The following is a 26,192-nucleotide window of genomic DNA, read 5'->3' on the forward strand; positions in this document are numbered from 1 at the left end:
GGTGCGCATGGGCCATGGCGTCGAGGGACGGTCGACACCGCCGGCGACCCTCGACCCCTCGTCGGCGGCGAAGGTCGCCGAGACGCTCCAGGCGCTCGCCTCCCCGAACCGGCTACTCATCCTCACGCGCCTCCGGCAGGCGCCCTGCACGGTGACCGACCTGTCAACCGCCGTGGGCATGGAACAACCCGCCGTGTCACACCAGCTGCGGCTGCTGCGCGCCCTCGGCCTGGTCACCGGAGACCGACACGGACGCAACATCGTCTACCGGCTCTACGACGACCACGTCGCCCTTCTCCTCGACGAGGCCGTCTACCACATCGAGCACTTGCGGCTCGGCGCCCGCGACACCACCGCCTGAGGGGTCAACCGCGGTCGGCGAATCGCGGATAGACCCCGGACACGCCGCCCGACAGCCCCGCCTGAACGCCGCGACTGACGTCGTCGGCAAGGACCTCGAACTCGCCGGCGGCGACGCCGTCGATGGCGAGCGCCGCCACCGTCGCCGGATCGTGCTTCGGCACGTCGCTGCCCCGCATCATGTCGGTGTCCATGGCGCCGACGTGCAGGGCCGTCACCGCGATACCGCGGTCCGCCACGCTGAGACGCACCGCGTTGGTCATCGACCACGCCGCCGACTTCGAAGCGCAATACCCGCCCGCGGCAGGCAGACTCAGCCAGGACAGCACCGAGAGCACGTTGAGGATGGCGCCACCACCGTTGCCTTCGATGACCGGGACGAAGGCGCGCGTGACCGCCAGCGTGCCGAAGTAATTGGTCTCCATCTCGCGGCGCGCAGCGTCGAGATCGCCGTCGAGGAGGTCGCCTCCCACGGAGACGCCGGCGTTGTTGACCAGCAGAGTGACGTCACCGGCCGTCCGGGCCGCGGCGGTGATCGACTCGGGGTCGTCGAGGTCGACGCGCAGGGCGACCGCGCCCTCGACGTCGACGGTGCCGGGATCGCGGGCGCCGGCATACACCGTGGCGCCGCGCCGCAGCAGCTCGGTGACGAAGTGCCGACCGAGTCCGCGGTTGGCGCCGGTGACGAGTGCCGTGCACGACGAGACGTCCATGCCGACATCCTGCCCTGACAGTGCACGCCGACATCGCGTAACCGCATACTGACGGCTGCGTCAGAATATGCTCTCCGACCGTGACCGCTCCTCCGCCCACACGCCACCTCACCCAGAGACCCGCCGCCGCGGCGCTCGCCGCGACACTGCTCGCCATCCCCGGCATCCCGTTGCTCGCCGACGCGGTGCTGCCCGAGCGGACGTGGGAGCCCGCTGCGGCGGTCGGACCCACCGTCGACATCCTGTCCGCCGACGGACACGGCGTGACCGTCGGCGTGCCCGATGGCTGGGAGAGCCAGGACCAAGGCGACGGCGCCGTCCTGCGCACCGCGGGCGCCACCGTCATCGTCTCGGTGTACGACCGCAACGCGCGCGAACCCCGCGCACTCGCCGACCGCGTCATGCGCTCCAACCGCCTCGCCGGCATCCACGCCGCCTGGGACGGCGGCCGGGTCGGGTCCACCGACGGCAGCCTCACCGGCGACACGTGCGTCGCCGTCACGACCGACGCTGCGGGCGGCTGCGCGTTCGTCGTCGACGACGACGTGGTCGTGTCGGTCATCTCGCTCGCCGATGCCGACCACCCGGCGGTGCCCGTCACCGACGTCGTCGCGCCCCTTCGGAGGAGCGCCGAATGACGCTGCTCGCCGAACCCACGACCGCAGCGCGGACCCCGGTGGTCTACCGACCCGAGTGCGCGGTGTTCTGGGTGTACGTCGCCGCCCTGGCTGCCGGCATCTACCTGCTCGTCGTCGGCAACGGCGCCGCGATGTACGCGACGCTCGACGCCCAACTGGTTCTCGGGCCCATCTGGGTGCTGTTCGTCGCCGCACTCGTCTGGCTGATGTTCCGCTTCGACCCGATGCGCAGTGTGCGGCGCGTTCCACAGGGCCTGCTGGCGGGCACCGCACTCGGCGCCACCACCGCCGTCGTCATGGCCATGAACGGCAACACCGCCCTGCAGAACGTGCTCGGCCGGTTCCTGGATCCCGACACGCTGACCCGGTGGTCGGCCGCGCTCACCGCGCCGCTCATCGAGGAGGCCTCCAAGGCAACCTGCGCTGCGGTCATCCTCGTGCTCGGTTGCTCGGTGTTCCACAGGATTTCGCATGCCCTGTTGGTCGGCATGTTCGTCGGCCTCGGCTTCGACGTCGTCGAGGACCTCACGTACGCCACGATGGGTGCCCTGAACAGTCTCGACTCCGACGTCTCCGGAGCGAGCGGCGATCTGATCCTGCGCATCCTCACCGCGATCCCCTCGCACTGGGCGTTCGCTTCGTTGTCGGCCGTCGGGGTCCTCCTGCTGCTGCCGTCGTTCTCCGAGCGTGCCGTCTGGCCACGGCACCGGCGGATCCTGGTGGCCGTCGCGCTGTTCCTCAGTGCCTGGTTCATGCACTTCCTGTGGGACGCACCAGGTCCGGAGGGACCGGCGGGTGCAGGTGTCGCCCTGCTGAAGGTGGTCGTCAACCTCGCGATCTTCCTCGCCTGGGCGCTGTGGCTGCTGCGTTTCGAACGGCGCTGGCTCGCCGAGCGCATCGCCACCCTGCCTGCCGGAGTGCCCGCGAGTCCCGACCTGCTGGCGTCGCTGAGTACCCGGCGTCGGCAGCGCCGGCTGCAGCGGCACGCCCGCCGTACCGGCGGACGGCCCGCCGCCCGCGCCGTGCGTCGCGAGCAGCGGGCCGTCCTCGACGAGATCCAGTCCGCGGGCTGACCGCTACCAGCGGCCGCTGCCCGGAGCCGTCGCCGGCGGGGCGACGGGCGCGCCCGGCGCGGTCGGTCCCGCCGGTGCCGACCAGTTGCCGGCCGTGCACACCATGTCGGTCGGCATGGTGATCTGAGTCGGCAGGGGTACACCCAGCCCGCTCACCGCCGGCAGGTTGAGTGCCGGCAGGGCGAACAGTCCGCCCTGACCGGGCACCAGCGCCGGCTGCGGCACGTACTGCGTCGCCAGCGCCGCGGCTCCGGTCAGCGGTGCGACCACCTGCGCGGGGATCGGCTGCGCCGCCGCCAGGGGCCCGAGCATTCCCGTCGCGGCCGCTGCGGGGATCCCGGCGGCCTGGGTGATGACGGCGGGACCGCCGGCCGCCGCACCGCCTCCGGCCGCTCCTGCACCCGCAGCACCCGCGCCAGCACCGCCACCGGCACCGCCTGCACCTGCGCCGCCTGCGCCGCCCGCGCCGGCACCCGCACCGCCACCGGCGCCCGCACCACCGGCACCGCCTGCACCTGCACCGCCCGCGCCAGCACCGCCACCGGCACCACCCCCGGCACCTGCACCGCTCGCGCCGCCTGCGCCGGAACCCGCACCGCCCGCACCACCCGCACCTGCGCCGCCCGCGCCGCCCGCGCCGGCACCGCCCGCGCCACCGGCGTCACCGACGACCGCGGCCGGGGCTGCTGCGGCAGCCGGAGCCGCTACCGGAGGGGCCGGCGCGGCCACCGGGGCCGCCTCCGCCGCGGCGACGGGCGCACCGACCGCTGCCGCCTGCTCGACCGCCGCGCCCGGCACGCCGACGTGGCCTTCCGGCAGGCCGGCTCCTCCTCCGGCACCCGAACCGGCACCCAGGCCGGCGGCCTGATCGGCCGCGGCCCGCGCGGCGTCCTGCTCGAGGGCCGCCCGTGCGGCCGCATCGTCGACGGCCGCCGCCTGCGCCAACGCCTCCGGACCTCCGGCACCGCCTGCGGCGGGGACACCTGCGCCACCGACGCCCGGGCCACCCGCGCCCCCGGCGGCGGGGACGCCGCCACCGATCGGGGCGCCGCCGCCCCCGGCGGCGGGAACACCCGCGCCGCCGGCACCCGGCAGACCACCACCACCCGCCGCGGGAACACCGGCACCGCCTGCGCCCGGCAGACCGCCACCGCCCCCCGCGGGAACACCGGCACCGCCCGCACCGGGCAGACCGCCGCCACCGGCCGCGGGAACGCCACCGGCCGCGGGAACCGCCGCCGCCGCCGGAGCTCCGGCACCACCGGCCACGGGCACGCCCGCGCCGCCGACCGCAGGCGCACCGACGCCGCCGGCAGCGGGAACGGCTGCCGCGGAGGCGGTTTCGATCGCACCGACCGCAGGCGCACCCGCAGCCGTACCGCCGGTTACCCCCGTCGCACCGCCACCGGTCGCACCGCCGGCGCCCGGGATGGCGTTCAGGGCAGCCGACGGCAGACCCAGCGGAACCGTGCCCGCCGACGGCGGGCTGATCGTGGGGATGCTCATGCTGGGCACCTCGACACCGGGAATGCCCGGAATGGGAACGCTCGCCGGCGCCCCGGTGGCCACCTGGGCCGCGGCCGGTGCTCCGCCGGCCACCGCACCGGAATTCTGCACAGCCGCCGCCGCGGGGGCCTGGACCGCCGCGGGTGCGGCGACCTCCACGGCACCGCCCGCCGGCGCGCCACCCACCGTCACCTCACCGCCGGGTGTCGCGACCGCAGCCGCGTCGCCGGCGGGCACCGCCGCGGCGCCCGCATCGGCGGCCGGGACTGCCGCGGCGCCCGCATCGGCGGCCGGAACCGCGGCGACGTCGGCCAGTGGAACGGCCGCCGCGCCGCCGTCACCGACCGGGACACCGCCGCCGATCGGAGCGCCACCACCCACCGGAGCGCCACCGCCAACCGGGGCCGCCGCCGGGACGCCGCCACCCGCCGGAGCGCCGCCACCGACCGGAGCGGCCGCCGGGACGCCGCCACCCGCCGGAGCACCACCGCCCACCGGAGCGCCACCGCCAACCGGAGCGCCGCCACCCACCGGAGCCGCCGCGGGCGCACCGCCGCCTAGCGGAGCGCCACCGCCCGGCGCGGCCAGTGCGTCGGCCGGAACCGCCTCTGCCACAGGCCCTGCGGCGCCGGCCGCGGTGTCGACGGGCGCGGCCACACCCGCCGCATCCTGTAGCTGACCGGCGCCAAGACCTGTGCCGCCCTCGCCGCCGCCCACACCGGCGCCCTCTCCGCCGCCCACGCCGCTACCGCCTCCGAGTCCGCCGCCATCGCCGACGACTGCCGCGTTCGGGTGCACCTCGCCGACCGGCGCGCCCCCATCGGCGACCGCGCCACCGCCCGGCCCGCCCGCCACGCCCGCGGCGTCCTGCAGGACTGCGGCGTCTGCACCGCCCGCACCGGCACCGCCTGCTCCGGCGCCACCCCCGGCGCCACCTGCTCCGGCGCCGCCCGCACCGGCCCCGCCTGCTCCGGCACCACCGGCCGCGCCGCCCGCGGCGCCACCGCCCGCGCCTCCGGCGCCCCCGGCACCGCCCGCGCCACCCGCGGCTCCTGCGCCACCAGCACCGTCACCCGCACCTGCGCCTCCGGCGCCGCCAGCGGCACCAGCGCCGCCGCCGGCACCACCACCGCCCGCCGCGCCGCCGCCCGCTGCGCCGGCACCGCCTGCAGTGCCGGCACCACCGGCCGCACCCGCGGAGCCGGCCGCACCGGCACCGCCCGCACCGGCGCCGCCCGCACCGGTACCCGCGCCCCCGGCCGCGACGTTCGTCGCCGGCGGAATGACCACGGACGCCTGCGGCGCGCCGGCGCCGGTCAGCGCTGAGGCCGCGTTCTGGAAGGTCTGCGGCACGTTCGCCGGCGCGGCGGCGAAGGTCTCGAAGATGTTGGCGCACGGCACGCCACCGCTACCCGCCGATTGGTGGGCCGGCTCGGCGAAGCTCACCGCGCTCGGCAGCATGAACGGCCAGCAGATGGCCGTAATCGCTACTGCGCCTACGGTCAGGCGTTTCGTCGTCGGTGACATTCGTCCTCCAGCTCGTCAGACCCTGTGGTCACGCTGAAGGTACGACCGGCATATTTACTTTCCCGTAAGACAATATCGGCGTTTATCGATCCGTTGCGAAGGCGTTGAGGGCCCGTGACAGTCAGCGGGAAGTCCGTGCCTCGGACGTCCGGTCACCGAGCGTGGGATCGGGTTGTCATGACGCTCCGACCTGCTGAAACGTCGCCGCATGGGGTCACTAGGCTCGGGCACGTGACCGATCCCGTTTTGACGCAGGTCGCCGACCGCGTCGCCCTCATCACCGTCAACGACCCCGACCGCCGCAACGCCGTGACGGCCGAGAGTTCGGCCGCACTGCGTGCCGCGGTCGAGGCCGCCGAGGCCGATCCCGGCGTCCACGCCGTCGTCGTGACCGGCGCCGGAAGGGCGTTCTGCGCCGGTGCCGACCTCACCGCCCTCGGCGCCGCCACCGAGGACGGTCTGCGCGTGATCTACGACGGGTTCCTCGCCGTCGCCCAATGCACGCTGCCGACGATCGCCGCGGTCAACGGCCCCGCCGTCGGCGCCGGACTCAACCTCGCCCTGGCCGCCGACATCCGAATCGCCGGTCCGGCAGCGGTTTTCGATCCGCGCTTCCAGAAGCTCGGCATCCATCCCGGCGGTGGCGCGACGTGGATGCTGCAGCGCGCCATCGGTCCGCAGGCCGCCCGCGCTGCGTTGCTGTTCGGCATGCGCTTCGACGCCGAGGCCGCGGTGCGGCACGGCCTCGCCCTCGAGGTGGCCGAGGATCCGGTCGCCGCCGCCCTCGCCCTGGCTGCGGGACCGGCCGGCGCGCCGCGCGAGGTCGTCCTCGACACCAAGGCGTCGATGCGCGCCACCGCCAACCCGGGCACCGTCGACCTCGATCAGCACCGACTCGCCGTCGACGTCGAGATCGTCCCGCAGGCCCGCTCCATCGAATCCCCGGAGTTCGCCGCCCGCCTCGCCGCCGCCAAGCGCCGCTGACCGTAGCGATTCGTGCACGACGAGCCGCGCTCACCGCGGTTCACCGTGCACGAATCGCTAGGGCCTACAGGTGCAGCAACGCCGATTCCGGAGTCTCGACGAGCCGGCGTAGGTCACCGAGGAAGGCTGCCACCTGGGCGCCGTCGGCGACGCGGTGGTCGAAGGCGCACGTCAACCGCATCGTGGGACGGACCACCACCGACCCGTCCACCACGACGGCGCGCTCGCGCAACGACCCGACCCCGAGGATCGCCGCCTCCGGGTGGTTGATCACCGGCACGCCATCGTCGAGACCGAGCGCGCCGAAGTTCGACACGGTGAACGTCGAGCCCCCGAGTTCAGCGGGGGCGAGCGTACCGGCCCGCGCCGCCGCGATGAGTCGGGCGACCTCCTCGACCAACTCGCGGGTGGTCCGGCGGTGCGCATCGGTCACCACCGGCACCAGCAGCCCGCGCGGCGCGGCGACCCCGATGCCGAGGTGCACGCCGGCGTGCTCGTGCACCCGCGGGCCCTCCGCGGTGTCGAGCCACGTCGCGTTGAGCACCGGGTGCCGGGTGAGCGCGAGTGCCACCATCCGCAGCAGCACCGCGAACGGCGTGACGTCGGGAGCGCCGTCCGCACGCCACCGGTCGCGCAGCCGCAGCAACGCCGACCCGTCGACCTCGACCGACGCGTGCGCGTCCGGAATCTCGCGTCGCGACAACGCCATTCGGCGTGCCATCTCCAGGCGCACGCCGCCGACCGCGGTCCCCGGGTCGGCGGCCCGGGGTTCCGCGGCCAGGACGTCGGCACGCGTGACGATGCCGTCGGGACCCGATCCCGGGTGCACGGCGGCGAGGTCCACGTTCAGATCCCGGGCGAGCTTGCGCACCCGCGGCTTGGCCCGGGGCCGACGCCGGCTGCCGTCCAACCCGGCGTCGACGCCGTAACCGACCAGCACCGGCGTGCGCACCGACGCGGTCGGCGGTGGTTGGGTCGTCGGCGGTGCGGTCGGTGGCGCACCCGCTACCGCGATCCGCGCCAGCACGGACCCGACCGGAAGCGTCTGGCCCTCCGTCCCGCCGAGTTCGGCGACGCGACCGGCGTACGGGCTGGGGATCTCGACCTCGGCCTTGTTGGTCTCGACCGTGCACAGCGGCTGATTGAGCGCGACCTCGTCGCCGACCGCGACCAACCACGTCGTGATCGTCGCGTCCTCGAGTCCCTCGCCGAGGTCGGGCACCAGGAAGTCCCGGACGGCGCTCATGGCTGGCTCATCGCCTTCTCGACGCAGTCGAGCAACCGGTCGACACCCGGCAGCCACGACTTCTCCAGTCGTGCAGGCGGATACGGTGTGTCGAAGCCGGTGGCCCGCAGCACCGGCGCCTCCAGTTCGTAGAAGCAGTCCTCCGAGATGCGGGCCGCCAGTTCGGCGCCGAATCCCAGTGTCCGCGGGCCCTCGTGCAGCACCACGGCGCGGCCGGTCCGCCGGACGGAGGCGACGACGGTGTCGACGTCGAGCGGATTGAGCGACCGTAGGTCGACGACCTCGAGGCTCACCGGGGTCAGCTCCGCGGCGGCCAGGGCCGTCGCCACCAGGGGTCCGTAGACCAGGACGGTCACGTCGGTGCCCGCACGACGGATCACCGCCCGGCCCATCGGTGGTGCAGGACTACGGGTGTCGACCGGCCCCTTGGCCCAGTAACGCCGCTTGGGTTCCAGGAACACCACCGGGTCACGGTCGGCGATGGCGTGCCGCAGCAGCCAGTACGCGTCGTGGGGTGTCGACGGCGTGACCACCTTCAATCCGGCGGAGTGCAGCCAGTAGGTCTCGGTGGACTCCGAATGGTGTTCCACCGCGCCGATGCCGCCGAATGACGGGATGCGGACCGTGACCGGCATGTCGACGTCGCCACGGGTGCGCATGCGGTACTTGGCGAGGTGGCTCACCATCTGATCGAAGGCGGGTGCGGCGAACCCGTCGAACTGGATCTCCGGTACGGGCACCATTCCGCGCAGTGCCATGCCGACGGCAACGCCGATGATGGCCGATTCGGCCAGGGGCGTGTCGAAGCAGCGGCCCTCGCCGAACGTGGCGGCCAGCCCCTCGGTCACCCGGAACACGCCGCCGAGGCGCGCGACGTCCTCCCCGAAGACCAACATCCGGTCGTCGGCGCTCATCGCGTCGTGCAGGGCCCGGTTTATTGCCTGTGCCATCGTCGAATCCACAGCAACGGGGTGCGGATCCGGCTCGTCGTCGGCGACGCCGGACGGTCGTTCGATCAGCTGTGTCACCGTCAGACCTCCCTCGCCAGCTCGGCCAGCAGGGCGTCGCGCTGGCGCGCCAGGTCGGGCGTGATGTCGTGATAGACGGTGTCGAACACCTCGGTCACGTCGATGTCGGGTTCGGAGATCATCGCCGCCCGCAGGTCGGCACACAGCCGCTGCGCGCGGTGGTCGACGCGCTCCTGCAGCCGCGACGTCCACACCCCGAGTCCCTCGAGGTAGGTGCGGTAGCGGCTGATCGGGTCGCGGGCCAGCCAGTCGCGTACCTCGCCGGGGTCGCGGTAACGGGTCGGGTCGTCGGAGGTGGTGTGCGGGCCCATCCGGTAGGTGACGGCCTCGATGAGCGTGGGACCGCCGCCACCGCGCGCCCGCGCCGCCGCCTGCTCCATCACCGCGTAGCAGGCCAGGACGTCGTTGCCGTCCACGCGGATGCCGGGCATGCCGTAGCCGATCGCGCGGTGCGCCAGCGTGGGGCCCGCGGTCTGCCGCTGCACGGGCACCGAGATGGCCCACTGGTTGTTCTGCACGAAGAAGACCACCGGCGCGGCGAACACGGCGGCGAGATTCAGGGCTTCGTGCGCGTCCCCCTCGGAGGTGGCGCCGTCCCCGAGGAAGGCCACGGTCACCGAGTCCTCCTCGAGCCGCTGCGCAGCCATCGCCGCGCCCACCGCGTGCAGGCCGTGGGTGCCGATCGGGATGGCCAGCGGCGCGCAGCACTTCTCGGTGAAGCCGAGACCGCCGTGCCAGCGGCCCCGCCACACGGCGCCCATCTGCGCGGGGGCGATGCCGCGCACCAGGAGCGCGCCGAGTTCGCGGTACTGCGGGAACAGCCAGTCGGTCTTGCGCAGGCACGCCGCCGCGCCGACCTGCGCGGCCTCCTGCCCGCGGCACGACGCGTACAACGCGAGTTCACCCTGGCGCTGCAGGTTGACGAACTCGGTGTCCAGCGCCCGCGTCACCACCATCGACTCGTAGAGCCAGGACAGGGTCTCGGGCGGGAGGTCGCGGCGATGTCTGGTCTCGGCGGTGGGCGTCCCGTCGGGCGCCACCAGTCTCATCGGCTCGACCTCGACCTGCGCCGGGGGTGCCTCGAATCCAGCCATACCGCCTCCTAGGGTCACTGACGGCGGGTCGCGCCGTCAGGCGACTGAGGTGTCTCAGTACGGAGGCGTTGTCGAGCAGGGACCTCGGTGTGAGGCCGGTCCGTCAGCGGCCGGGGTGTGGCGCCAACGCGGCGATGCGCTCTGCCCGCCGCAGTACTGGGGCATCGACCATTATGCCCTCGAACGCGAAGACGCCGCGGGAGTTTCGGGCCGTGTCGAGGACCCGGCGCGCCCAGCCGACCTGCTCGTCGGTCGGCGCGTAGGCGGCGCGGATGACCGCGACCTGGGTGGGATGGATCGCGACCTTGGCGTCGAATCCGACCGCCACCGCATCGTCGCTCTCGGCGCGCAGCCCGTCGAGGTCGTTGATGTCCAGGTAGACCGAATCGAGCGCCATCTTGCCGAATGCCTTCGCCGCGAGCAGGCTCTGCGACCGGACGTGCCGGGCGACGTCGCGGTAGCTCCCGTCGGGCCAGCGGTTGGCGGTGCCGCCGGTGACGGCGAACAGGTCCTCGGCGCCCCACATCACGGCATGGGCGTTCTCGACGCGTGCGGTCTCGGTGACGGCCAGCGCCCCCAGGGGAGTCTCGACGAGCACGATGACGCGCAGCGGTGCCAGTGCGGCGACCTGGTCGGCGGACTCGGTCTTGGCGAGCATCACGGTGTCGTAGGCCGTGGCGCGCAGCGCCTCCAGGTCGGCGGCGTGGTCCGCGGTGGCGGTGGGGTTGACCCGGACGACGGTCCGCGCCGGGTCGAGCGGGGTGTCGATCAGCGCCCGGCGGGCGGCGTCGCGGTCCTTCGCCGCCACGCCGTCCTCGAGATCGAGGATGACGACGTCGGCGGCCGCGGCGGCCTTGGCGAAGCGTTCGGGGCGGTCGGCGGGGCAGAACAGCCAGCCGGGCCCGTTGGTGCCGAGCATCAGGCCTCCTCGGCGGGGCGCTTGCGCACCATGGTCTTTCGCGACGCCGTGGCGACGACGTCGCCGTGCTGGTTGCGTCCCACGTGGCTGAAGGTGACGATGCCCTCCCCCGGCCGGCTCTTCGACTCCCGCTTGTCGGTCACCTCGGTCTCCGCGTACAGCGTGTCGCCGTGGAACAGCGGTTTGGGGAAGGCGACCTCTCCGAACCCGAGGTTGCCGACGATGGTGCCCTGCGTCAGCTGCGCGACCGACAGCCCGACGAGCGTGGACAGCGTGAACATCGAGTTGACCAGTCGCTGGTGGAACGGCGGTAGCGCGTCGGAGAACGCCGCATCGAGGTGCAGCGCCTGGGTGTTCATGGTGAGCGTCGTGAAGAGCACGTTGTCGGCCTCGGTGATGGTGCGGCCGGGCCGGTGCTGGTAGAGGACGCCGGCCTCGAATTCCTCGAACCACAGTCCGCGCTGAACGACGACCCGCCGCTCGCTCACAGGCCGGCCTCCCGCGCGATCAGCATGAGCTGGACCTCGGTCGTGCCTTCGCCGATCTCGAGGATCTTGCTGTCGCGGTAGTGCCGCGCCACGAGGTACTCGTTCATGTAGCCGTACCCGCCGAAGACCTGGGTGGCGTCGCGGGCGTTGTCCATGGCGGCCTCGCTGGCGACGAGCTTGGCGACGGCGGCGGCCTTCTTGAACGGCTTGCCGGACAACATGAGTGCCGCGGCGTCGTAGTAGGCGGCGCGTGCGGCGTGGGCCCGGGCCTCCATGCGCGCGATCTTGAAGGACACCGCCTGGTAGGTGCCGATCGCGGCGCCGAACGCCTCGCGTTCCTTGGCGTAGCGCACGCACTCGTCGACGCAGCCCTGGGCGGCGCCGACCGACAGCGCGGCGATGGCGATGCGGCCCTCGTCGAGGATGCGCAGGAAGTTCGCGTAGCCGCGGCCGCGCTCGCCGAGCAGGTTCTCCGCGGGCACGCGGACGTCGTCGAAGCTCAGTGGATGGGTGTCCGAGGCGTTCCAGCCGACCTTGTCGTAGGCCGGTTCGGCGGTGAAGCCGTCGGTGGGCACGGGCACCAGGATCGAGGAGATCTCCTTCTTGCCGTCGCGGTCGCCCGTCACGGCGGTGACGGTGACCAGCTTGGTGATGTCGGTGCCCGAGTTCGTGATGAACTGCTTGGAGCCGTTGATGACCCAGTGCCCGTCGTCGAGTGTCGCGGTGGTCCTGGTGGCTCCGGCGTCGGTGCCACCGCCGGCTTCGGTGAGCCCGAAGGCGCCGAGCGCCTTGCCGCTGGCCAGCAGCGGCAGCCATTCCTGCTTCTGCTCCTCGGTGCCGAACCGGTGAATCGGCATGGCGCCCAGCGATACTCCGGCCTCGAGGGTGATCGCGACGCTCTGGTCCACCTTCCCGAGTTCCTCCAGCGCCAGGCACAACGCGAAGTAGTCGCCGCCCATGCCGCCGTACTCCTCGGGGAACGGCAGACCGAACAGGCCCATGTCGGCCATCCCGGCGACGACCTCGTAGGGGAACGAGTGCTCGCGGTCGTGCGTGGCGGCCACCGGCGCGACGACGGTGCGGGCGAAGTCGCGGACGGTCTTGGCGAGCTGCTCGTAGTGGTCGGGCAGCGTGCCGGTGGACAGGAAGTCGGTCACGGGTTCTCCTCGGTTGCGGCGATGATGCGGGCCAGCGGCTGGCCCACCTTGACCTGGTCGCCCACGGCGACGAGCAGTTCGACGACGCCGGCGACGGGTGCGGCCAGCGCGTGCTCCATCTTCATGGCCTCGACGGTGACCACGACGTCGCCGGCCGCCACCGCGGCGCCGTCGTCGGCGCCGACGGCGACCACCGATCCGGGCATGGGGCTGACGAGTTCGGCGTCGCCGGCGTGTTGGTCCTCGGGCCGCACCGGCGCCTCGCGCACCTCGGTGATCAGGCAGGTGCCCCGCGGCCCGGCAAGCCACGTCGCGTCGCCGTCGGACGCGACGACGTACACGGTGCGCACGCCGTCGAGCACGACGGTCAGGTTCGCCCCGTCGCGTGCCGCCGTCAACGCACGGCGTTCGCCGTCCTCGATGCGGACGCTCGCCCCAGCGGGGGTACCGCTGACGTGGACGTGGTCGGTGCGCTCGCCGGCGCGCAGCCGCGCCGTCGTCGGGGCGTGTGCGCCGGTGCGCCAGCCCGAGGGCACGGCCCACGGGTCGCCGGGCTCGGCCGGCCACCGCGCGAGCCAGTGCCACGCGGCGGCGGCGATCAGCTCGTCGTCACCGGCCTCGGCGGCGACGTAATCGGGTGTGCGGCGGTCGAGCAGCCCGGTGTCGAGCCGCCCGGCCGCGACGTCGTCGTCGGCGAGCAGGAAGCGCAGGAAGTCGACGTTGGTGGTCACGCCGAGAACGGCGGTATCGGCGAGCGCGCGGTCCAGCGCCCGCAGGGCGGCGGGACGGTCGGCGGCGTGTGCGATGACCTTGGCGAGCATCGGGTCGTAGTCGCTGCCGACGACGGTGCCCGCCCGGATGCCCGAATCCGTGCGCGCGGAGACGCTTTCCCGGACGTCGAGGACGGTGCCACCGGTGGGCAGGAATCCATGGGCGGGGTCTTCGGCGTAGACGCGCGCCTCGATCGCGTGGCCGGTCAGCGTGACGTCGTCCTGGCGCATCGGCAGCGGCTCGCCCGCCGCGATGCGGACCTGCAGCTCGACCAGGTCGACGCCGGTGACCAGTTCGGTGACCGGGTGTTCCACCTGCAGGCGGGTGTTCATCTCCATGAAGAAGAACTCGTCGGGCCGGTCGGCGGAGACGATGAACTCGACGGTGCCCGCCCCGGTGTAGTCCACGCTGCGTGCGGTGTCGCACGCCGCGGCGCCGATGCGTGCCCGGGTGGCGGCGTCCAGCAGCGGCGAGGGCGCCTCCTCGATGACCTTCTGGTGGCGCCGCTGCAGGCTGCACTCGCGCTCGCCGAAGTGCACGACGGCGCCGTGCCCGTCGGCGACCACCTGCACCTCGATGTGGCGCGGGTTGAGCACGAAGCGCTCCAGGAACAGGGTGTCGTCGCCGAACGCGGCAGCCGCTTCCCGGCGGGCCGAGACCAACGCGGCCGGCAGGTCGGCGGCGCGTTCGACGACGCGCATGCCCTTGCCACCGCCGCCCGCCGACGGCTTCACCAGGACCGGGAACCCCACCTCGGGCGCACCGCCGATGAGATCGTCGTCGGACAGGCCGGGCCGGGAGATGCCGGGCACCACGGGCACGCCGAACGCCGACACCGCCGCCTTGGCCGTGATCTTGTCCCCCATCGTCCGGATGGCCCTCACCGGCGGGCCGACGAAGGCCACCCCGGCGGACGCGAGGGCCTCGGCGAACGCGGCGTTCTCGGAGAGGAATCCGTATCCCGGGTGGACGGCCTGGGCTCCGGTGCGCGCGACCGCCGCCAGGATCGCCTCGATGGACAGGTAGCTCTGCCGCGCGGCGGCGGGACCGATCCGCACGGCGACGTCGGCCTCGGCGACGTGGCGGGCCCCGGCGTCGGCGTCGCTGTAGACGGCCACCGAGCGGATGCCCATGGCGCGCAGCGTGCGCATGACGCGGACCGCGATCTCGCCGCGGTTGGCGACCAGGACGGTGTCGAACGCGTTCGGGGACATCGCACTCACATCCTGAAGACGCCGTAGGACACCGGCTCGAGCGGCGCCTGGGCCACCACCGAGAGAGCCAGTCCGAGAACGGTTCTGGTGTCGGCCGGGTCGATCACGCCGTCGTCCCACAGCCGCGCCGTGGAGTAGTAGGGATTGCCCTGGTGCTCGTACTGCTCACGGATCGGCGCCTTGAACGCCTCGGTCTCGTCGGGCGTCATGTCGCCGCGCACGGTGGCGAGCACCGATGCGGCCTGCTCGCCGCCCATCACCGAGATCCGGGCGTTGGGCCACATCCACAGGAAGCGCGGCGAGTACGCGCGGCCGCACATCGAGTAGTTGCCCGCACCGTAGGAGCCGCCGATCACCACGGTCAGCTTCGGCACCCGTGCGCACGCCACCGCGGTCACCATCTTGGCGCCGTGCTTGGCGATGCCCCCGGCCTCGTAGTCACGCCCCACCATGAAGCCCGCGATGTTCTGCAGGAAGAGCAGCGGCGTGGAGCGCTTGTCGCACAGCTCGATGAAATGCGCTCCCTTGAGCGCGGATTCGCCGAACAGCACCCCGTTGTTGGCGACGATGCCCACCGGGTGGCCGTGGATGCGGGCGAAGCCCGTCACCAGCGTGGTGCCGTATTCGGCCTTGAACTCCGTGAACTCGGCACCGTCGACGATCCGGGTGACCACCTCGTGGACGTCGTAGGGCACGCGAGCGTCGGTGGGCACGACGTCGTAGAGCTCGGTCTGGTCGGCGACCGCGTCGACGGCGGGAGCCACGTCCCACGGGGTCGGGGTGCGCGGGCCGAGCGTCGCGACGATGCGGCGCACGATGCGCAGGGCGTCGCGGTCGTCGTGGGCGAGGTGGTCGGTGACACCGGAGACCTTGGCGTGCAGGTCGCCGCCGCCGAGGTCCTCGGCGCTGACGACCTCGCCGGTCGCGGCCTTCACCAGCGGCGGCCCCCCGAGGAAGATGGTGCCCTGGTTGCGGACGATCACCGCTTCGTCGCTCATGGCGGGCACGTAAGCGCCTCCGGCGGTGCAGGACCCGAGCACCGCCGCGATCTGCGGGATGCCCCGGGCGCTCAGGGTGGCCTGGTTGAAGAAGATGCGGCCGAAGTGGTCGCGGTCGGGGAAGACCTCGTCCTGACGGGGCAGGAAGGCGCCGCCGGAGTCGACGAGGTAGATGCACGGGAGCCGGTTCTGGCCGGCGACCTCCTGGGCCCGCAGGTGCTTCTTCACCGTCACCGGGTAGTAGGTGCCGCCCTTGACCGTCGCGTCGTTGGCGACGATGACGCACTCGCGCCCGGACACCCGCCCGATCCCGGTGATGATGCCGGCGCCGGGGCACTCGTCGCCGTACATGCCGTCGGCCGCCAGCGGCGCGATCTCCAGGAACGGTGAACCCGGATCGAGCAGTCCGTCGACGCGGTCGCGCGGCAGCAGCTTGCCGCGACCGACGTGACGCTCCCGGGCACGGTCGGGACCGCCGCGGGCCGCGGCCGCCAACTTGTCCCGCAGTTCCTCGACCAGCACCAGGTGCTGCTCGCGATGCGATACCCGCGTCGGCATCGGCGCCCCACCTCAGTTCAGTTAATGACGACTAACCGGTGGTATGTTAGTCACGATTAACCGAGAAGTCCATGCCCGAAGCGAGGTGCGTCGATGACCGAGCCGATCGCACCCGGTGCGGAAACGCGCCGCAGCAGGGCCAAGTCCGACCGGCGCACGCAGCTCATCGCCGCCGCCGAGCGGCTCATGGCCGAACGCGGCTATCTGGCGGTGCGCATCGAGGACATCGGTGCCGCGGCCGGCGTCAGCGGGCCGGCGATCTACCGGCACTTCCCGAACAAGGAGGCGCTGCTCGTCGAAATCCTGGTGGGCATCAGCACCCGGCTGCTGCAGGGCGCCGAAGCGGTGGTGTCCGACGCGCGCGACGCACGGGCCGTGCTGGACGGGTTGATCGACTTCCACCTCGACTTCGCCCTGGGTGAGTCGGACCTGATCCGCATTCAGGACCGCGACCTGGATCACCTGCCCACGGCGGCGCGACGGCAGGTACGCAAGGCCCAGCGGCAGTACGTCGAGATCTGGGTGGACGCGTTGCGCCGCCTCGACTCCCGGCTCGCCGACGCCGACGCTCGGCTCATGGCCCATGCGACGTTCGGGCTGCTGAACTCGACGCCGTACAGCGTGGGACGAACGACGCCGCCATCGTCATCACGCTCGGTACTGCGCGCGATGACGACGGCGGCGTTGACGTCTCGGGGCGGGCACGCGGCCCGCCCGGCCAAGCACTAGTCGGCTAATACCAGACGCGTCGCCCACCCACGGCGTGCCCGGCGGCGCCCAGCAGCCAGAAGACCGCGCCGATGACGAGGGCGACGACGCCGATGTAGGTGAGGATCGGCACGCTGAAGATCAGGCCGAGGATGAGGAGGATCGCTCCGATGGCAATCATGGTGACTTCCTTTCGTGGGGTGGTCGTCGACGGCGACCGGTTACTGACTGGGTTCGGGGAGCTTGCAATCCATGACCTTCGGATTGACTCCGGCGTAGTTGAGCGGCCCCGAGACGACCGTCAGCGCGATGGTCCCCGCTGTCCCGCAACTGTTCTCGGACGTCTCGAAGTAGCCGCGCTGGTATGCGGCGACGACGCCGATGAGCAGCCAGACGAGAACGATGACGCCGAGAATTCCGCCACCTCGCATGATGGGCCTCCATTCCTCGTGCGCCACCGTGGCGCGTGATCTTGGATTTACCCCGGTGAAAAATCGGCTAAACGCCGCCGCGCCGCGCCCGGACGGGTGTCGGCACCGGGCTGCGTCGGCAGCGGGCGCGGGTACCGTGGGGCGCATGAGGTGGGCATGACCGAGTCACCCCGTCGCGACGGGCCGGAGCCGACGCAACCGCCGTCGCACCCCCATTCCGGCTACTCCGATCCCGCCTACGCGAGCCAGACCCCCTACGGGTCGGCCTACCAGCCGCCGCCGGCGCAGGACACCACGCGGCAGCTGCCGCCCTACGATCCGTACGCCTACCAGGCGCCTCCCACCGAGCAGTTCGGTGCGCCGCCCACCACTCCCGGCGAACCGGATCGGCCCGGCCCGGCCCTCTGGCTGTGGGCACTGGCTGCGCTGTCGGTGGTGATCGTGGTGGGCCTGGTGATCGCGCTCGTCGTCGTCAACGGCTCGCAGTCTCAGACCGTGGTCGCACCGCCCGACGCGCCGCCGGAGCCGTCGTTGGGCACCAGCACGCCGAGCACCACCCGCACGCCATCGACGACGTCGCCCATCCCGATTCCCGTGCCACCGCCGGCCACGACGCCCGCACCCGGAGAGACCGCGACACCCGGCCCGACCGAGACCGTCGTCTACGACGTGCAGGGCGACGGCCGCGCCATCAACATCACCTACATCGACAGCGGCGGGGTGTTCCAGACCGAGTTCAACGTCATGCTGCCGTGGAGCAAGGAAGTGCGACTCAGCGCGCCGGCCCGGCAATCGGCCAGCGTCAGCATCATCAACGTCGGCCGGGAGATCACCTGCGCGATCTCCGTCGACGGTGCGCAGGTCCAGCAGCGCACGGGGTCAGGGCTGACGATCTGCAGCCCGGTCTGACCCCACCGGCGCCGGGCCGGACTCGGCCGCGCGCCGTGGCGTGCGCACCAGCAGCATGGCCAGCAGCCCCAGCGCCAGCACGGTGATCAGCCCGCCCATGCCGGCGCGATCGGTGCCGAAGATGCCGATGAACGACGCGAACAGCCACGGCGCCAGCGGCGTGGCCGCCCGCCCGGTGGTCGTGTAGAGCCCGAAGGCGACGCCCTCCTTGCCCTCGGTGGTCAGCCGCAGCATCTGCGTACGCGCCGAGGACTGTGTGGGCCCGATGAACAGGCACAGCAGCAGGCCGCAGGTCCAGAACGCCAGCGGCCCGTCGAGCGTCAGCAGCGTGCCGGCCACGATCAGCATGGCCGTCAGCGAGCCGACGATCACCGGCTTGGAGCCGACGCGGTCGTCGAGCATGCCGCCGAGCACCGCGCCGACGGCCGCCACGACGCACGCGCACACGCCGAACAGCAGCACGTCGGCCTGCGAGACTCCGTAGACCGTGACGCCGAGCACCGCGCCGAAGGTGAAGACGCCCGTCAGGCCGTCCCGGAAGATCGCGCTCGCCGCGAGGTAGTAGACGATGTTGTGGTCGCGGCGCCACTGATCGGTCAGTTCGCCCCACAGCCTGCGGTAGGCCTCCAGCACGCCGACCCTCGCGACGGATTCCTCCGCCGAGACCGCACGTCGGCCCAGCAGCAGCGGCAGGGCGAACAGGACGAACCACGCGGCGGTGACGAGCATCGCCGCGCGCACCGGCCACCCGTCGGCTGCGGGGACGCCCAGCAGTCCGCGGGTGTCGCCGTCTCCGGCGATGAGCCCGAGGTAGACGAACAGGAGCAACGCGACACTGCCGAAATAGCCTGCCGCAGCGCCGAATCCGGAGATCCGGCCGGACGTCTCCGGCGTCGACAGCTCGCGCAGCATCGCGTTGTACGGCACGGTCGCGAGGTCGCTGCACGCCGCCGTGCACGCCAGCAGCGCCAGCCCGGGCAGCAGGTAGTCCGGGTCGTCGCGGATGAGGCTCATCGCCGCGGTCAGCAGTACCGCGACGCCCGTCAGCGTCGTCAGCACCAGGCGTCGGCGGTGCGCGCCGTCGACCCACACGCCGGTGGCCGGCGCGAGCAGCGCCACCACCACGCCCGACAGCGTCAGCGCCCGGCCGAGCCACTCCGCCGGCGTCGTCGCCCCGGACAGACCGGCGCCCACCTGCCCGGTGAGGTACACCGAGAACACGAAGGTGACGACGATGGCGTTGACTCCGGTGGCGCCGCAATCCCACAGCGCCCAGGCGGCGACTCGGGACCGCCCGGGGATCGGCGCGACCGCGCCGGGGCTGCTCATGGCCCCAACTCTATGGGCCCGAGCCACTGCTCCACCGCACGCCGCCGGTCCCTACGATTGGCGCCATGCCAGTACCCGCACCCCATCCCGACGCCCGCGCGGTGGTCACCGGCGCCTCGCAGAACATCGGCGAGGCCTTGGCCACCGAACTCGCCGCCCGCGGACATCACCTCATCGTGACGGCTCGTCGCGAGGAGGTGCTGAGTGCACTGGCGACGCGGCTGTCCGAGCGCTACGGCGTCACGGTCGAGGTCCGTGCCGTCGACCTCACCGATCCCGCCGCGCGGGAGATCTTCTGCGAGGAGCTGGCGCAGCGCGAGGTCTCCATCCTCTGCGCCAACGCCGGCACCGCCACCTTCGGTCCGGTCGCCAACCTGGATCCCAAGGGCGAGCGGGATCAGGTGCAGCTCAACGTGCAGGGCGTGCACGACCTCGTCCTGGCGGTGCTGCCGGGCATGGTCCGCCGCCGCGCCGGCGGCATCCTCATCTCGGGTTCGGCGGCCGGCAACTCCCCCATCCCGAACAACGCCACTTACGCCGCGTCCAAGGCGTTCGCCAACACCTTCAGCGAGTCGCTGCGCGGAGAGGTGAAGAGCCACGGCATCCACGTCACGCTGCTGGCCCCCGGTCCGGTACGCACCGAGCTGCCCGATCCCGACGACCAGTCGCTCGTCGAGAAGCTCATCCCGGACTTCCTGTGGATCTCCACCGAGCACACCGCGAAGCTCTCGCTCGACGGACTCGAGCGCAACAAGATGCGCGTCGTGCCGGGCGTGACGTCGAAGGCGATGTCGGTCGCCAGCGGCTACACCCCGCGCGCGATCGTCACCCCGATCGTCGGCGCCGTCTACAAGAAGCTCGGCGGCGACTAACCCTCGGCGGAAGAAGTGGTCAGCGGCGGCGGCGCCGGCGGGCGGTCCCGAAGATGCTGCGGGTGATCTCGCGGCCGATCACCGTGCCCGCCGACCGCATGGCGCTCTGGAACGCCGGGCTGTCGACGACCTTCTCGAACATGCTGGGACCGGTCGGCTCGCCGCCCCAGGTCGGCTCCGCACCCCAGGGATCCGGCGGCACGTACACCGGCGGCGGCAGGTCACCGGCAGGCGGTGCGACCGGCGGCGGCGTGGGCTCGGGCTCGGCGACGCGTGCGGTGAGCCGCTCGTAGGCGGACTCCCGGTCGACGGTCTGGCCGTATTCCGCCTGCAGCGGTGACGCCGCGGCCGCCGCGCGGATGGCGTCGGGCCCGATGGTGTCCATCAGCGACCGGGGCGCACGCATCCGGGTCCAGGCGACCGGCGTCGGCGCGCCGCGTTCGGAGAGCACCGTGACGATGGCCTCGCCGATGCCGAGCGACGTCAGCGCCTCCTCGAGGTCGTAGACGGCGGTCTTCGGGTAGGTCCGGACCGTCTTCGTCAGCGCCTTCTGGTCGTCGGGGGTGAAGGCCCGCAGCGCGTGCTGGATGCGGGCGCCGAGCTGACTCAGGACGCCGTTGGGCACGTCGGTCGGCAGCTGCGTGCAGAAGAACACGCCGACGCCCTTGGAGCGGATCAGCTTGACGGTCTGCTCGACCTGGGCGAGGAAGGCCTTCGAGGCGTCGTCGAACAGCAGGTGCGCCTCGTCGAAGAAGAACACCAGGTTCGGCTTCTCGACGTCGCCGACCTCGGGCAGCGTCGTGAACAGATCGGCGAGCACCCACATCAGGAACGTCGAGAACAGGACCGGGCGGGCGGCCTGATCGCCGAGTTCGAGCAGCGTGATGATGCCACGGCCCTGCGCGTCGCACCGGATGAGGTCCTTCGGTTCCAGCTCGGGCTCACCGAAGAAGGTGTCGCCGCCCTCGGCCTCCAGGTTGACCAGGGCGCGCAGGATGACGCCCGCGGTGGCGGTCGACACGGCGCCGAGTTCCTTGCGCGCGGGCTTGCCCTCGTCACTGGTGAGGAAGCCGATCACCGCCCGCAGGTCCTTGAGGTCGAGCAGGGCGAGGCCCTGCTGATCGGCCCAGTGGAAGATCAGCCCGAGCGTCGACTCCTGAGTCGCGTTCAGTCCCAACACCTTCGACAGCAGGATCGGTCCGAAGCTGGTCACGGTGGCGCGCACCGGCACGCCCAGACCGCCGGTGCCGAGCGAGAGGAACTCGACGGGGTACGCCGTCGCCGTCCACTGATCGCCGGTATCGGCGGCGCGCGCCGTGGTGCGGTCACTGGTCTCGCCCGGACGGGACAGCCCGGACAGATCACCCTTCACGTCGGCCATCAGCACCGGCACGCCGGCCGCCGAGAGTTGCTCGGCCAGCACCTGCAGCGACTTCGTCTTGCCCGTCCCGGTCGCGCCCGCCACCAGGCCGTGCCGGTTCACCGTCGCCAGCGGGATCCGCACCCGGGCGGTCGGGTCGACCGTGCCGCCGACCACCACGGTGCCCAGTTCCAGCGCGGGTCCTTCGGCGGCGTAACCGGCCGCGATCTGCTGGGCGGACGTCGCCGCCGGGTCTGCGGTCATGGGGCAGACCCTACTGCCGTGGCCTGCGTACCGACCGTCGGCGGACACGGCGTTCGGCGGACTCGCGCTCCCGGCGTCGGGGCGTGCGCCTACCCTGGGACGCTGTGCGTGACGAACTGGTGTGGATCGACTGCGAGATGACCGGCCTGGATCTGGGGTCCGATCGGCTCATCGAGATCGCGGCGCTGGTGACCGATGCCGAGCTGAACGTGCTCGGCGACGGCATCGACGTGGTGATCCACGCGGACGACGAGGCGCTCGACGGCATGGTCGAGGTGGTCGCCACGATGCACCGCAAGTCCGGACTCACCGAAGAGGTGCGGACGTCGACCGTGGATCTCGAGACCGCCGAGAAGCTCGTCCTGGACTACGTGCGCGAGCACGTCAAGCAGCCCAAGACGGCGCCGTTGTGCGGCAACTCCATCGCCACCGACCGCGGCTTCATCGCGCGCGACATGCCCGCGCTCGACGACTACCTGCACTACCGCATGATCGACGTCAGCTCGATCAAGGAGTTGTGCCGGCGGTGGTACCCGCGGATCTACTTCGGCCAGCCCGAGAAGGGCCTCGCGCACCGCGCCCTGGCCGACATCCACGAGTCGATCCGCGAGCTGCAGTACTACCGACGCACCGCATTCGTCGCGCCCCCCGGGCCCGCGACCAGCGACATCGCCGCCGTCGCGGCCGAACTTGGCCCCCCGGGAGCCAAGGATTCGGCTCCTGGGGCTTCGAGCGGCTAGTATCTTTCACGCTGCACTGCCCATCCGGGTCGGCGGCGATGGTGGCTGTAGTTCAGTTGGTAGAGCACCAGGTTGTGATCCTGGCTGTCGCGGGTTCGAGTCCCGTCAGCCACCCAACGCAAAGCGCCCCATCCGCTTCGGCGGGTGGGGCGCTTTCGTCGTGACGGGGCGGATCAGACCGTCGCGTTGCCGGCCTTCCACTGCTCCCACGGGACGTTCCAGTCACCGAGACCGTCGACCCCGGGCAGCACGGATCCCACGGTGTTGAGGACCTCGACGATGTCGCCGCGCTTGGTGTTCTCGTAGAACCACTGCGCGTTGCTGGTGCTCACGTTGAGGCAGCCGTGGCTGACGTTGCTGTATCCCTGGCTGCCGACCGACCACGGCGCACCGTGGACGTAGATGCCGCTGTAGGACATCTGGGTGGCCCAGTCGACCTCGGTGCGGTAGCCGTTGGGCGAGTTCGACGGGACGCCGTAGGTCGACGAATCCATCACCAGGTGCGAGAAGCGGTCGCCGATGATGTACACGCCGTTGTTGGTCGGCGTGGTGTTCTTGCCCATGGAGATCGGCATCGTCTTGATGACCTCGCCGTTGCGGCGCACGGTCAGCGTCTTGGTGTCGTCGTCCGCGACGGCGATCACCTGGTCACCGATGGTGAAGTGGGTGGTGGCGTTGTCCTGGCCGAACAGACCGTCGCCGAGGTCGACGCCGTAGGTGTCGACCGTGACGTCGACCGTGGTGCCGGGCTTCCAGTACTCGGCGGGTCGCCAGCGCACCTCGCGGTTGCTCAGCCAGTAGAACGCGCCCTCCACGGGCGGGTTGGTGGTGACGGTGATCGCCTTCTCGGCCGCCGCGCGGTTCGGGATGTTCTCGTCGAAGCGGACGGCGATCGGCTGACCGACGCCGACGACCTCGCCGTCGTTGGGCAGCACGTAGGGCATCGTGAGGTTCTCGGGCGAGTGCGTCTGGAACGTCATGGACCGACTGGTCACGCCGCCGAGCCCCAGGGACTGCGCGTTGAGCGTGTAGCGGGCGTTGTAGTCCAGCGGATCGGTGGTCGACCACTGCAGGCCGTCCTTCGTCAGCTGCCCCGCGACGGGCTCGCCGTCGGCGTCGGTCATCGTGACCGCGCCGAGGACACCGTCCTCGGCGCTCACCGTGACCGGCGCGTCGACGGTGACGCCGACGGCACCGTCGGTGACCGATGCCGTCAGCTTCGGCACCAGCAGGTCGGCGAACGGCGTGCCCTTGTCGGTGATCGTCTGCGGCTGCGGCGCCGCCTCCTGGTCGCTGCTGCATCCCGCCAGCGCGAGTACGGCGGCGGGCACCAGGACGAACGCCGTCAGCAGCGTCGGGCGACGACGGTTGACGGGACGGGCCACGGTATGGACTCGCGGCATGCTGGACTCCACCTCACGACTGGACTGAACGGGACGACACCCTAAGTTGGCAATAGTCTAAGGGAAACCGCCGACAGGGGCGTGATCGTTACATCCGCCTCCGAGCGGGCCCGAGACGTGCTGATTTCATCTCCGCCGCGCCGCCTGTTATCGTCTTCCACGCGCGCCGTTAGCTCAGTTGGTAGAGCAGCTGACTCTTAATCAGCGGGTCCGGGGTTCGAAACCCTGACGGCGCACTCGTCGCGAAAGCCCCGCTTCGGCGGGGCTTTCGTCGTTTCTCGGGTGCTCCCGTGTCGGCGCTGTATCGGTTGCGGAATCCGCGGCGTTACAGGTCCTTCGAAGTTCGTAGCAAACGCCCACTGGGTCGAATACACGTATTCTTCGAACCATCCCAGGTCACGCCGTATACGCGAGAAAAGTTCGCCCGCACCGTGTTTGACGATCAGTCGAACGGTCATCCCCTCATCAGGTCGGGGCATCGTCGGTGACCGCTTCCCCGAGCGGCAACCGATGGAAAGCACAGAAGACGAACGAGGAGGTTCCGACATGGATGTGAAGAAGATTGCGGCCGGCATGGCGACGGCGGGCGTACTGGGCCTGGGCGGCCTGGGGATGGGTGCGGGTCTGGCGCAGGCCGATCCCTCGTCCCCGCCGCCGCGGCCCACCCCGAACGCTCCGGACCGGCCGGGCAATGACCAGCGACCCGCACCGCGTCCCGATGCCGTCACCGGCCCGGGCGTGAACGCCGGCGACCCGGGCAACCCGCTGCCCCCGGGGCTGGGCTACCTGCCGCCTCCCGGACACGGCGGCCCGATGCCGCAGGACCGCATCGCGTTCGACGAGGTGCCGTCGTGGGTCCTCGATCCCGTGACGCCGCCGCTCGACGCACCGCTGCGACCCGACGTGCCGGACTGGGCCGTCGACCTGCCGGTCGTGTGGAACCCCGACCTCGGCGTGTGGGGCGTCTTCGACGACGAGACCGACACCTTCGTGCGTCTCTAGCCCCACGGGCCCTTGACGGCCGCCTCGCGCTCGGCGCGGGGCGGCCGTCCGCGTGTCCGGAGGATGCGTCGGCGAACCCGCTCGAGCGGGCACCCACCGCAGAAGTCGCGAAGCGCCCGAATCGCCGTGCGCTGGGCATACGTGGCGAACGGTTGGCCGAGCGAGCGTGCGATTGCAGGTGACGGCTGCGTCGAATCGGCGCGGACTTTGCCAGCGGCTATCACCGGGGTGTGCTGGAATCACCGCGGAAGTCACTTTCCAGCGCGATGTTGAATCGCAACCGCTCGTAGCGTAACTGCATGATCAGCGGATATCACGCGTTTGATGGAGCGACGTGCCGGGTAAGCCTGGTACGCTCGAAGTTAGCTGCCTAGCGGGGAGGCAAGTGCCACGATGGATCGACGGGGGAACGGAGGTATTAGCTAGATGACGTCATCGAGCGCATCGGCCGCTACCTTCGCCGCACCGGACGTTTGCGATGCCGACGCCGCCGAACGGCCGGTCGCGGTGTATTCGTGCAGCCGGATCGGGCTCCGGGCGAACCCGCCTCGACGGTTCTCGCTGCTGGGTCTGTTCCGGCGCAATCGACGCCGCTGACCCGGATGCGTCAGCGGTCGCGGATGCGCCGCACCACCAGGACCAGCACCACCGAGCCGATGCCGGCGATCGTGATGGCCACCGGCGGCTTCGTGACGAATTCGAGCAACCCGGCCTTCAGGTCGTCGGCGAGGCGACGGGGATTGGCGCGCACGGCCAGCTCGTCCACGGTCGCGGCCAACTGATCGCGCGCCTGGTCGATCTCCTGCTTGATGGTGTCCGGATCCCTGTCCGCCACGTCAGCCCTCCATCTCGCCGTGCGCCTTGTCGCATACCCTATGTCAGCCACCACCCCGTCGCGTC

General features: G+C 71.9%; 27 protein-coding genes and 2 tRNA genes. 13 read left to right on the forward strand and 16 right to left on the reverse strand.

Translation table 11 applies throughout. From position 1 onward, the window contains the following. The first annotated feature begins 7 nt into the window (after positions 1 to 7). Positions 8 to 361 carry an ArsR/SmtB family transcription factor gene (locus tag FZ046_RS23840; protein WP_070354710.1) on the forward strand — a complete coding sequence of 118 codons (354 nt, stop codon included), beginning with the start codon at positions 8 to 10 and terminating at the stop codon, positions 359 to 361. 4 nt (positions 362 to 365) lie between these two features. On the opposite strand, the gene FZ046_RS23845 is transcribed toward FZ046_RS23840, so the two are convergent. Next, the gene (locus FZ046_RS23845; RefSeq protein ID WP_070354683.1) at positions 366 to 1,073 is read right to left on the reverse strand and encodes an SDR family oxidoreductase; all 708 of its coding nucleotides are present in this window, start codon (positions 1,071 to 1,073) and stop codon (positions 366 to 368) included. 80 nt (positions 1,074 to 1,153) lie between these two features. On the opposite strand from FZ046_RS23845, the gene FZ046_RS23850 reads away from it, so the two are divergent. Together FZ046_RS23850 and FZ046_RS23855 are read left to right on the forward strand one after the other, a co-directional pair. After that, the gene (locus FZ046_RS23850) at positions 1,154 to 1,711 is read left to right on the forward strand and encodes a hypothetical protein (RefSeq protein WP_070354682.1); all 558 of its coding nucleotides are present in this window, start codon (positions 1,154 to 1,156) and stop codon (positions 1,709 to 1,711) included. Next, entirely contained in the window at positions 1,708 to 2,784 is a 1,077-nt protein-coding gene (locus FZ046_RS23855) for a PrsW family intramembrane metalloprotease (RefSeq protein WP_070354681.1), read from the forward strand. Before FZ046_RS23850 ends, FZ046_RS23855 begins: the two co-directional genes overlap by 4 nt. 3 nt (positions 2,785 to 2,787) lie before the next feature. On the opposite strand, the gene FZ046_RS23860 is transcribed toward FZ046_RS23855, so the two are convergent. Next, positions 2,788 to 4,947 (reverse strand): hypothetical protein, encoded by a 2,160-nt coding sequence (locus tag FZ046_RS23860; RefSeq protein WP_170292473.1) that lies wholly within the window; start codon positions 4,945 to 4,947, stop codon positions 2,788 to 2,790. 135 nt (positions 4,948 to 5,082) lie between these two features. Here FZ046_RS23860 and FZ046_RS23875 point away from each other — a divergent pair, with 135 nt between their 5' ends. From FZ046_RS23875 to FZ046_RS23880, 3 genes are all read left to right on the forward strand, one after another. Continuing rightward, entirely contained in the window at positions 5,083 to 5,616 is a 534-nt protein-coding gene (locus FZ046_RS23875; protein WP_170292474.1) for a hypothetical protein, read from the forward strand. Continuing rightward, complete coding sequence (locus FZ046_RS27545; RefSeq protein WP_170292475.1) at positions 5,573 to 5,854, forward strand: hypothetical protein; 282 nt, start codon at positions 5,573 to 5,575, stop codon at positions 5,852 to 5,854. Before FZ046_RS23875 ends, FZ046_RS27545 begins: the two co-directional genes overlap by 44 nt. A gap of 194 nt (positions 5,855 to 6,048) precedes the next feature. Then, entirely contained in the window at positions 6,049 to 6,801 is a 753-nt protein-coding gene (locus FZ046_RS23880) for an enoyl-CoA hydratase (protein ID WP_070355466.1), read from the forward strand. Between the two features lie 64 nt (positions 6,802 to 6,865). Here the strand turns inward: FZ046_RS23880 and FZ046_RS23885 are convergent, their stop codons facing one another. From FZ046_RS23885 to FZ046_RS23920, 8 genes are all read right to left on the reverse strand, one after another. Continuing rightward, the gene (locus FZ046_RS23885) at positions 6,866 to 8,047 is read right to left on the reverse strand and encodes a dihydrolipoamide acetyltransferase family protein (protein ID WP_070355465.1); all 1,182 of its coding nucleotides are present in this window, start codon (positions 8,045 to 8,047) and stop codon (positions 6,866 to 6,868) included. Continuing rightward, entirely contained in the window at positions 8,044 to 9,075 is a 1,032-nt protein-coding gene (locus FZ046_RS23890) for an alpha-ketoacid dehydrogenase subunit beta (RefSeq protein WP_070355464.1), read from the reverse strand. Before FZ046_RS23890 ends, FZ046_RS23885 begins: the two co-directional genes overlap by 4 nt. Before the next feature lie 2 nt (positions 9,076 to 9,077). Then, the gene (gene pdhA / locus FZ046_RS23895; protein WP_070355463.1) at positions 9,078 to 10,169 is read right to left on the reverse strand and encodes a pyruvate dehydrogenase (acetyl-transferring) E1 component subunit alpha; all 1,092 of its coding nucleotides are present in this window, start codon (positions 10,167 to 10,169) and stop codon (positions 9,078 to 9,080) included. Positions 10,170 to 10,272: 103 nt separating this feature from the next. Then, positions 10,273 to 11,091 carry an HpcH/HpaI aldolase/citrate lyase family protein gene (locus FZ046_RS23900; RefSeq protein ID WP_070355472.1) on the reverse strand — a complete coding sequence of 273 codons (819 nt, stop codon included), beginning with the start codon at positions 11,089 to 11,091 and terminating at the stop codon, positions 10,273 to 10,275. Continuing rightward, a complete protein-coding gene (locus FZ046_RS23905; protein ID WP_070355462.1) occupies positions 11,088 to 11,576 on the reverse strand; it encodes a MaoC family dehydratase in 489 nt (162 codons plus the stop codon). The genes FZ046_RS23900 and FZ046_RS23905 overlap by 4 nt, the downstream gene beginning before the upstream one ends. Beyond that, positions 11,573 to 12,733, reverse strand: coding sequence for an acyl-CoA dehydrogenase family protein (locus FZ046_RS23910; RefSeq protein ID WP_070355461.1), 1,161 nt, complete (start codon positions 12,731 to 12,733; stop codon positions 11,573 to 11,575). The genes FZ046_RS23905 and FZ046_RS23910 overlap by 4 nt, the downstream gene beginning before the upstream one ends. Beyond that, positions 12,730 to 14,718: an acetyl/propionyl/methylcrotonyl-CoA carboxylase subunit alpha gene (locus tag FZ046_RS23915; RefSeq protein ID WP_070355471.1), complete on the reverse strand. Its 1,989-nt coding sequence runs from the start codon at positions 14,716 to 14,718 to the stop codon at positions 12,730 to 12,732. Before FZ046_RS23915 ends, FZ046_RS23910 begins: the two co-directional genes overlap by 4 nt. A gap of 5 nt (positions 14,719 to 14,723) precedes the next feature. After that, a complete protein-coding gene (locus FZ046_RS23920) occupies positions 14,724 to 16,274 on the reverse strand; it encodes a carboxyl transferase domain-containing protein (RefSeq protein ID WP_070355460.1) in 1,551 nt (516 codons plus the stop codon). A 93-nt stretch (positions 16,275 to 16,367) separates the two neighbouring features. On the opposite strand from FZ046_RS23920, the gene FZ046_RS23925 reads away from it, so the two are divergent. Continuing rightward, the gene (locus FZ046_RS23925) at positions 16,368 to 17,003 is read left to right on the forward strand and encodes an SACE_7040 family transcriptional regulator (protein ID WP_070355459.1); all 636 of its coding nucleotides are present in this window, start codon (positions 16,368 to 16,370) and stop codon (positions 17,001 to 17,003) included. A gap of 4 nt (positions 17,004 to 17,007) precedes the next feature. On the opposite strand, the gene FZ046_RS27550 is transcribed toward FZ046_RS23925, so the two are convergent. Both FZ046_RS27550 and FZ046_RS23930 read right to left on the reverse strand, forming a co-directional pair. Continuing rightward, positions 17,008 to 17,163, reverse strand: coding sequence for a DUF6131 family protein (locus FZ046_RS27550; protein WP_099046051.1), 156 nt, complete (start codon positions 17,161 to 17,163; stop codon positions 17,008 to 17,010). A 40-nt stretch (positions 17,164 to 17,203) separates the two neighbouring features. Then, on the reverse strand, positions 17,204 to 17,413 hold the full coding sequence (locus FZ046_RS23930; RefSeq protein WP_070355458.1) for a hypothetical protein: 210 nt from the start codon (positions 17,411 to 17,413) through the stop codon (positions 17,204 to 17,206). A gap of 156 nt (positions 17,414 to 17,569) precedes the next feature. Between FZ046_RS23930 and FZ046_RS23935 the strand changes: the two genes are divergently transcribed. After that, on the forward strand, positions 17,570 to 18,322 hold the full coding sequence (locus FZ046_RS23935) for an MmpS family transport accessory protein (RefSeq protein ID WP_070355470.1): 753 nt from the start codon (positions 17,570 to 17,572) through the stop codon (positions 18,320 to 18,322). On the opposite strand, the gene FZ046_RS23940 is transcribed toward FZ046_RS23935, so the two are convergent. Further along, the gene (locus tag FZ046_RS23940) at positions 18,293 to 19,651 is read right to left on the reverse strand and encodes an MFS transporter (protein ID WP_070355457.1); all 1,359 of its coding nucleotides are present in this window, start codon (positions 19,649 to 19,651) and stop codon (positions 18,293 to 18,295) included. The two genes, FZ046_RS23935 and FZ046_RS23940, sit on opposite strands and share 30 nt — an antisense overlap. Positions 19,652 to 19,716: 65 nt before the next feature. Here FZ046_RS23940 and cmrA point away from each other — a divergent pair, with 65 nt between their 5' ends. Beyond that, positions 19,717 to 20,523, forward strand: coding sequence for a mycolate reductase (gene cmrA / locus FZ046_RS23945; RefSeq protein ID WP_070355456.1), 807 nt, complete (start codon positions 19,717 to 19,719; stop codon positions 20,521 to 20,523). A gap of 19 nt (positions 20,524 to 20,542) precedes the next feature. On the opposite strand, the gene FZ046_RS23950 is transcribed toward cmrA, so the two are convergent. Beyond that, complete coding sequence (locus tag FZ046_RS23950; protein WP_070355455.1) at positions 20,543 to 22,147, reverse strand: helicase HerA-like domain-containing protein; 1,605 nt, start codon at positions 22,145 to 22,147, stop codon at positions 20,543 to 20,545. Positions 22,148 to 22,251: 104 nt separating this feature from the next. Here FZ046_RS23950 and orn point away from each other — a divergent pair, with 104 nt between their 5' ends. After that, complete coding sequence (gene orn / locus FZ046_RS23955) at positions 22,252 to 22,887, forward strand: oligoribonuclease (protein WP_070355454.1); 636 nt, start codon at positions 22,252 to 22,254, stop codon at positions 22,885 to 22,887. Between the two features lie 41 nt (positions 22,888 to 22,928). Continuing rightward, positions 22,929 to 23,001: transfer RNA gene (locus FZ046_RS23960), tRNA-His, on the forward strand. Between the two features lie 59 nt (positions 23,002 to 23,060). Here the strand turns inward: FZ046_RS23960 and FZ046_RS23965 are convergent. Continuing rightward, entirely contained in the window at positions 23,061 to 24,290 is a 1,230-nt protein-coding gene (locus FZ046_RS23965) for a L,D-transpeptidase (RefSeq protein ID WP_070355469.1), read from the reverse strand. 163 nt (positions 24,291 to 24,453) lie between these two features. On the opposite strand from FZ046_RS23965, the gene FZ046_RS23970 reads away from it, so the two are divergent. Then, positions 24,454 to 24,526, forward strand: a tRNA-Lys gene (locus tag FZ046_RS23970). Between the two features lie 310 nt (positions 24,527 to 24,836). Beyond that, positions 24,837 to 25,292, forward strand: coding sequence for a hypothetical protein (locus FZ046_RS23975; protein WP_070355453.1), 456 nt, complete (start codon positions 24,837 to 24,839; stop codon positions 25,290 to 25,292). A gap of 607 nt (positions 25,293 to 25,899) precedes the next feature. Here FZ046_RS23975 and FZ046_RS23980 read toward each other — a convergent pair. Then, the gene (locus FZ046_RS23980; protein WP_070355452.1) at positions 25,900 to 26,127 is read right to left on the reverse strand and encodes a DUF3618 domain-containing protein; all 228 of its coding nucleotides are present in this window, start codon (positions 26,125 to 26,127) and stop codon (positions 25,900 to 25,902) included. Between the last annotated feature and the right edge of the window lie 65 nt (positions 26,128 to 26,192).

Origin of the sequence: Mycolicibacterium grossiae, assembly GCF_008329645.1 — a bacterium.
In the GTDB taxonomy this organism is placed as follows: Bacteria; Actinomycetota; Actinomycetes; order Mycobacteriales; family Mycobacteriaceae; genus Mycobacterium; species Mycobacterium grossiae.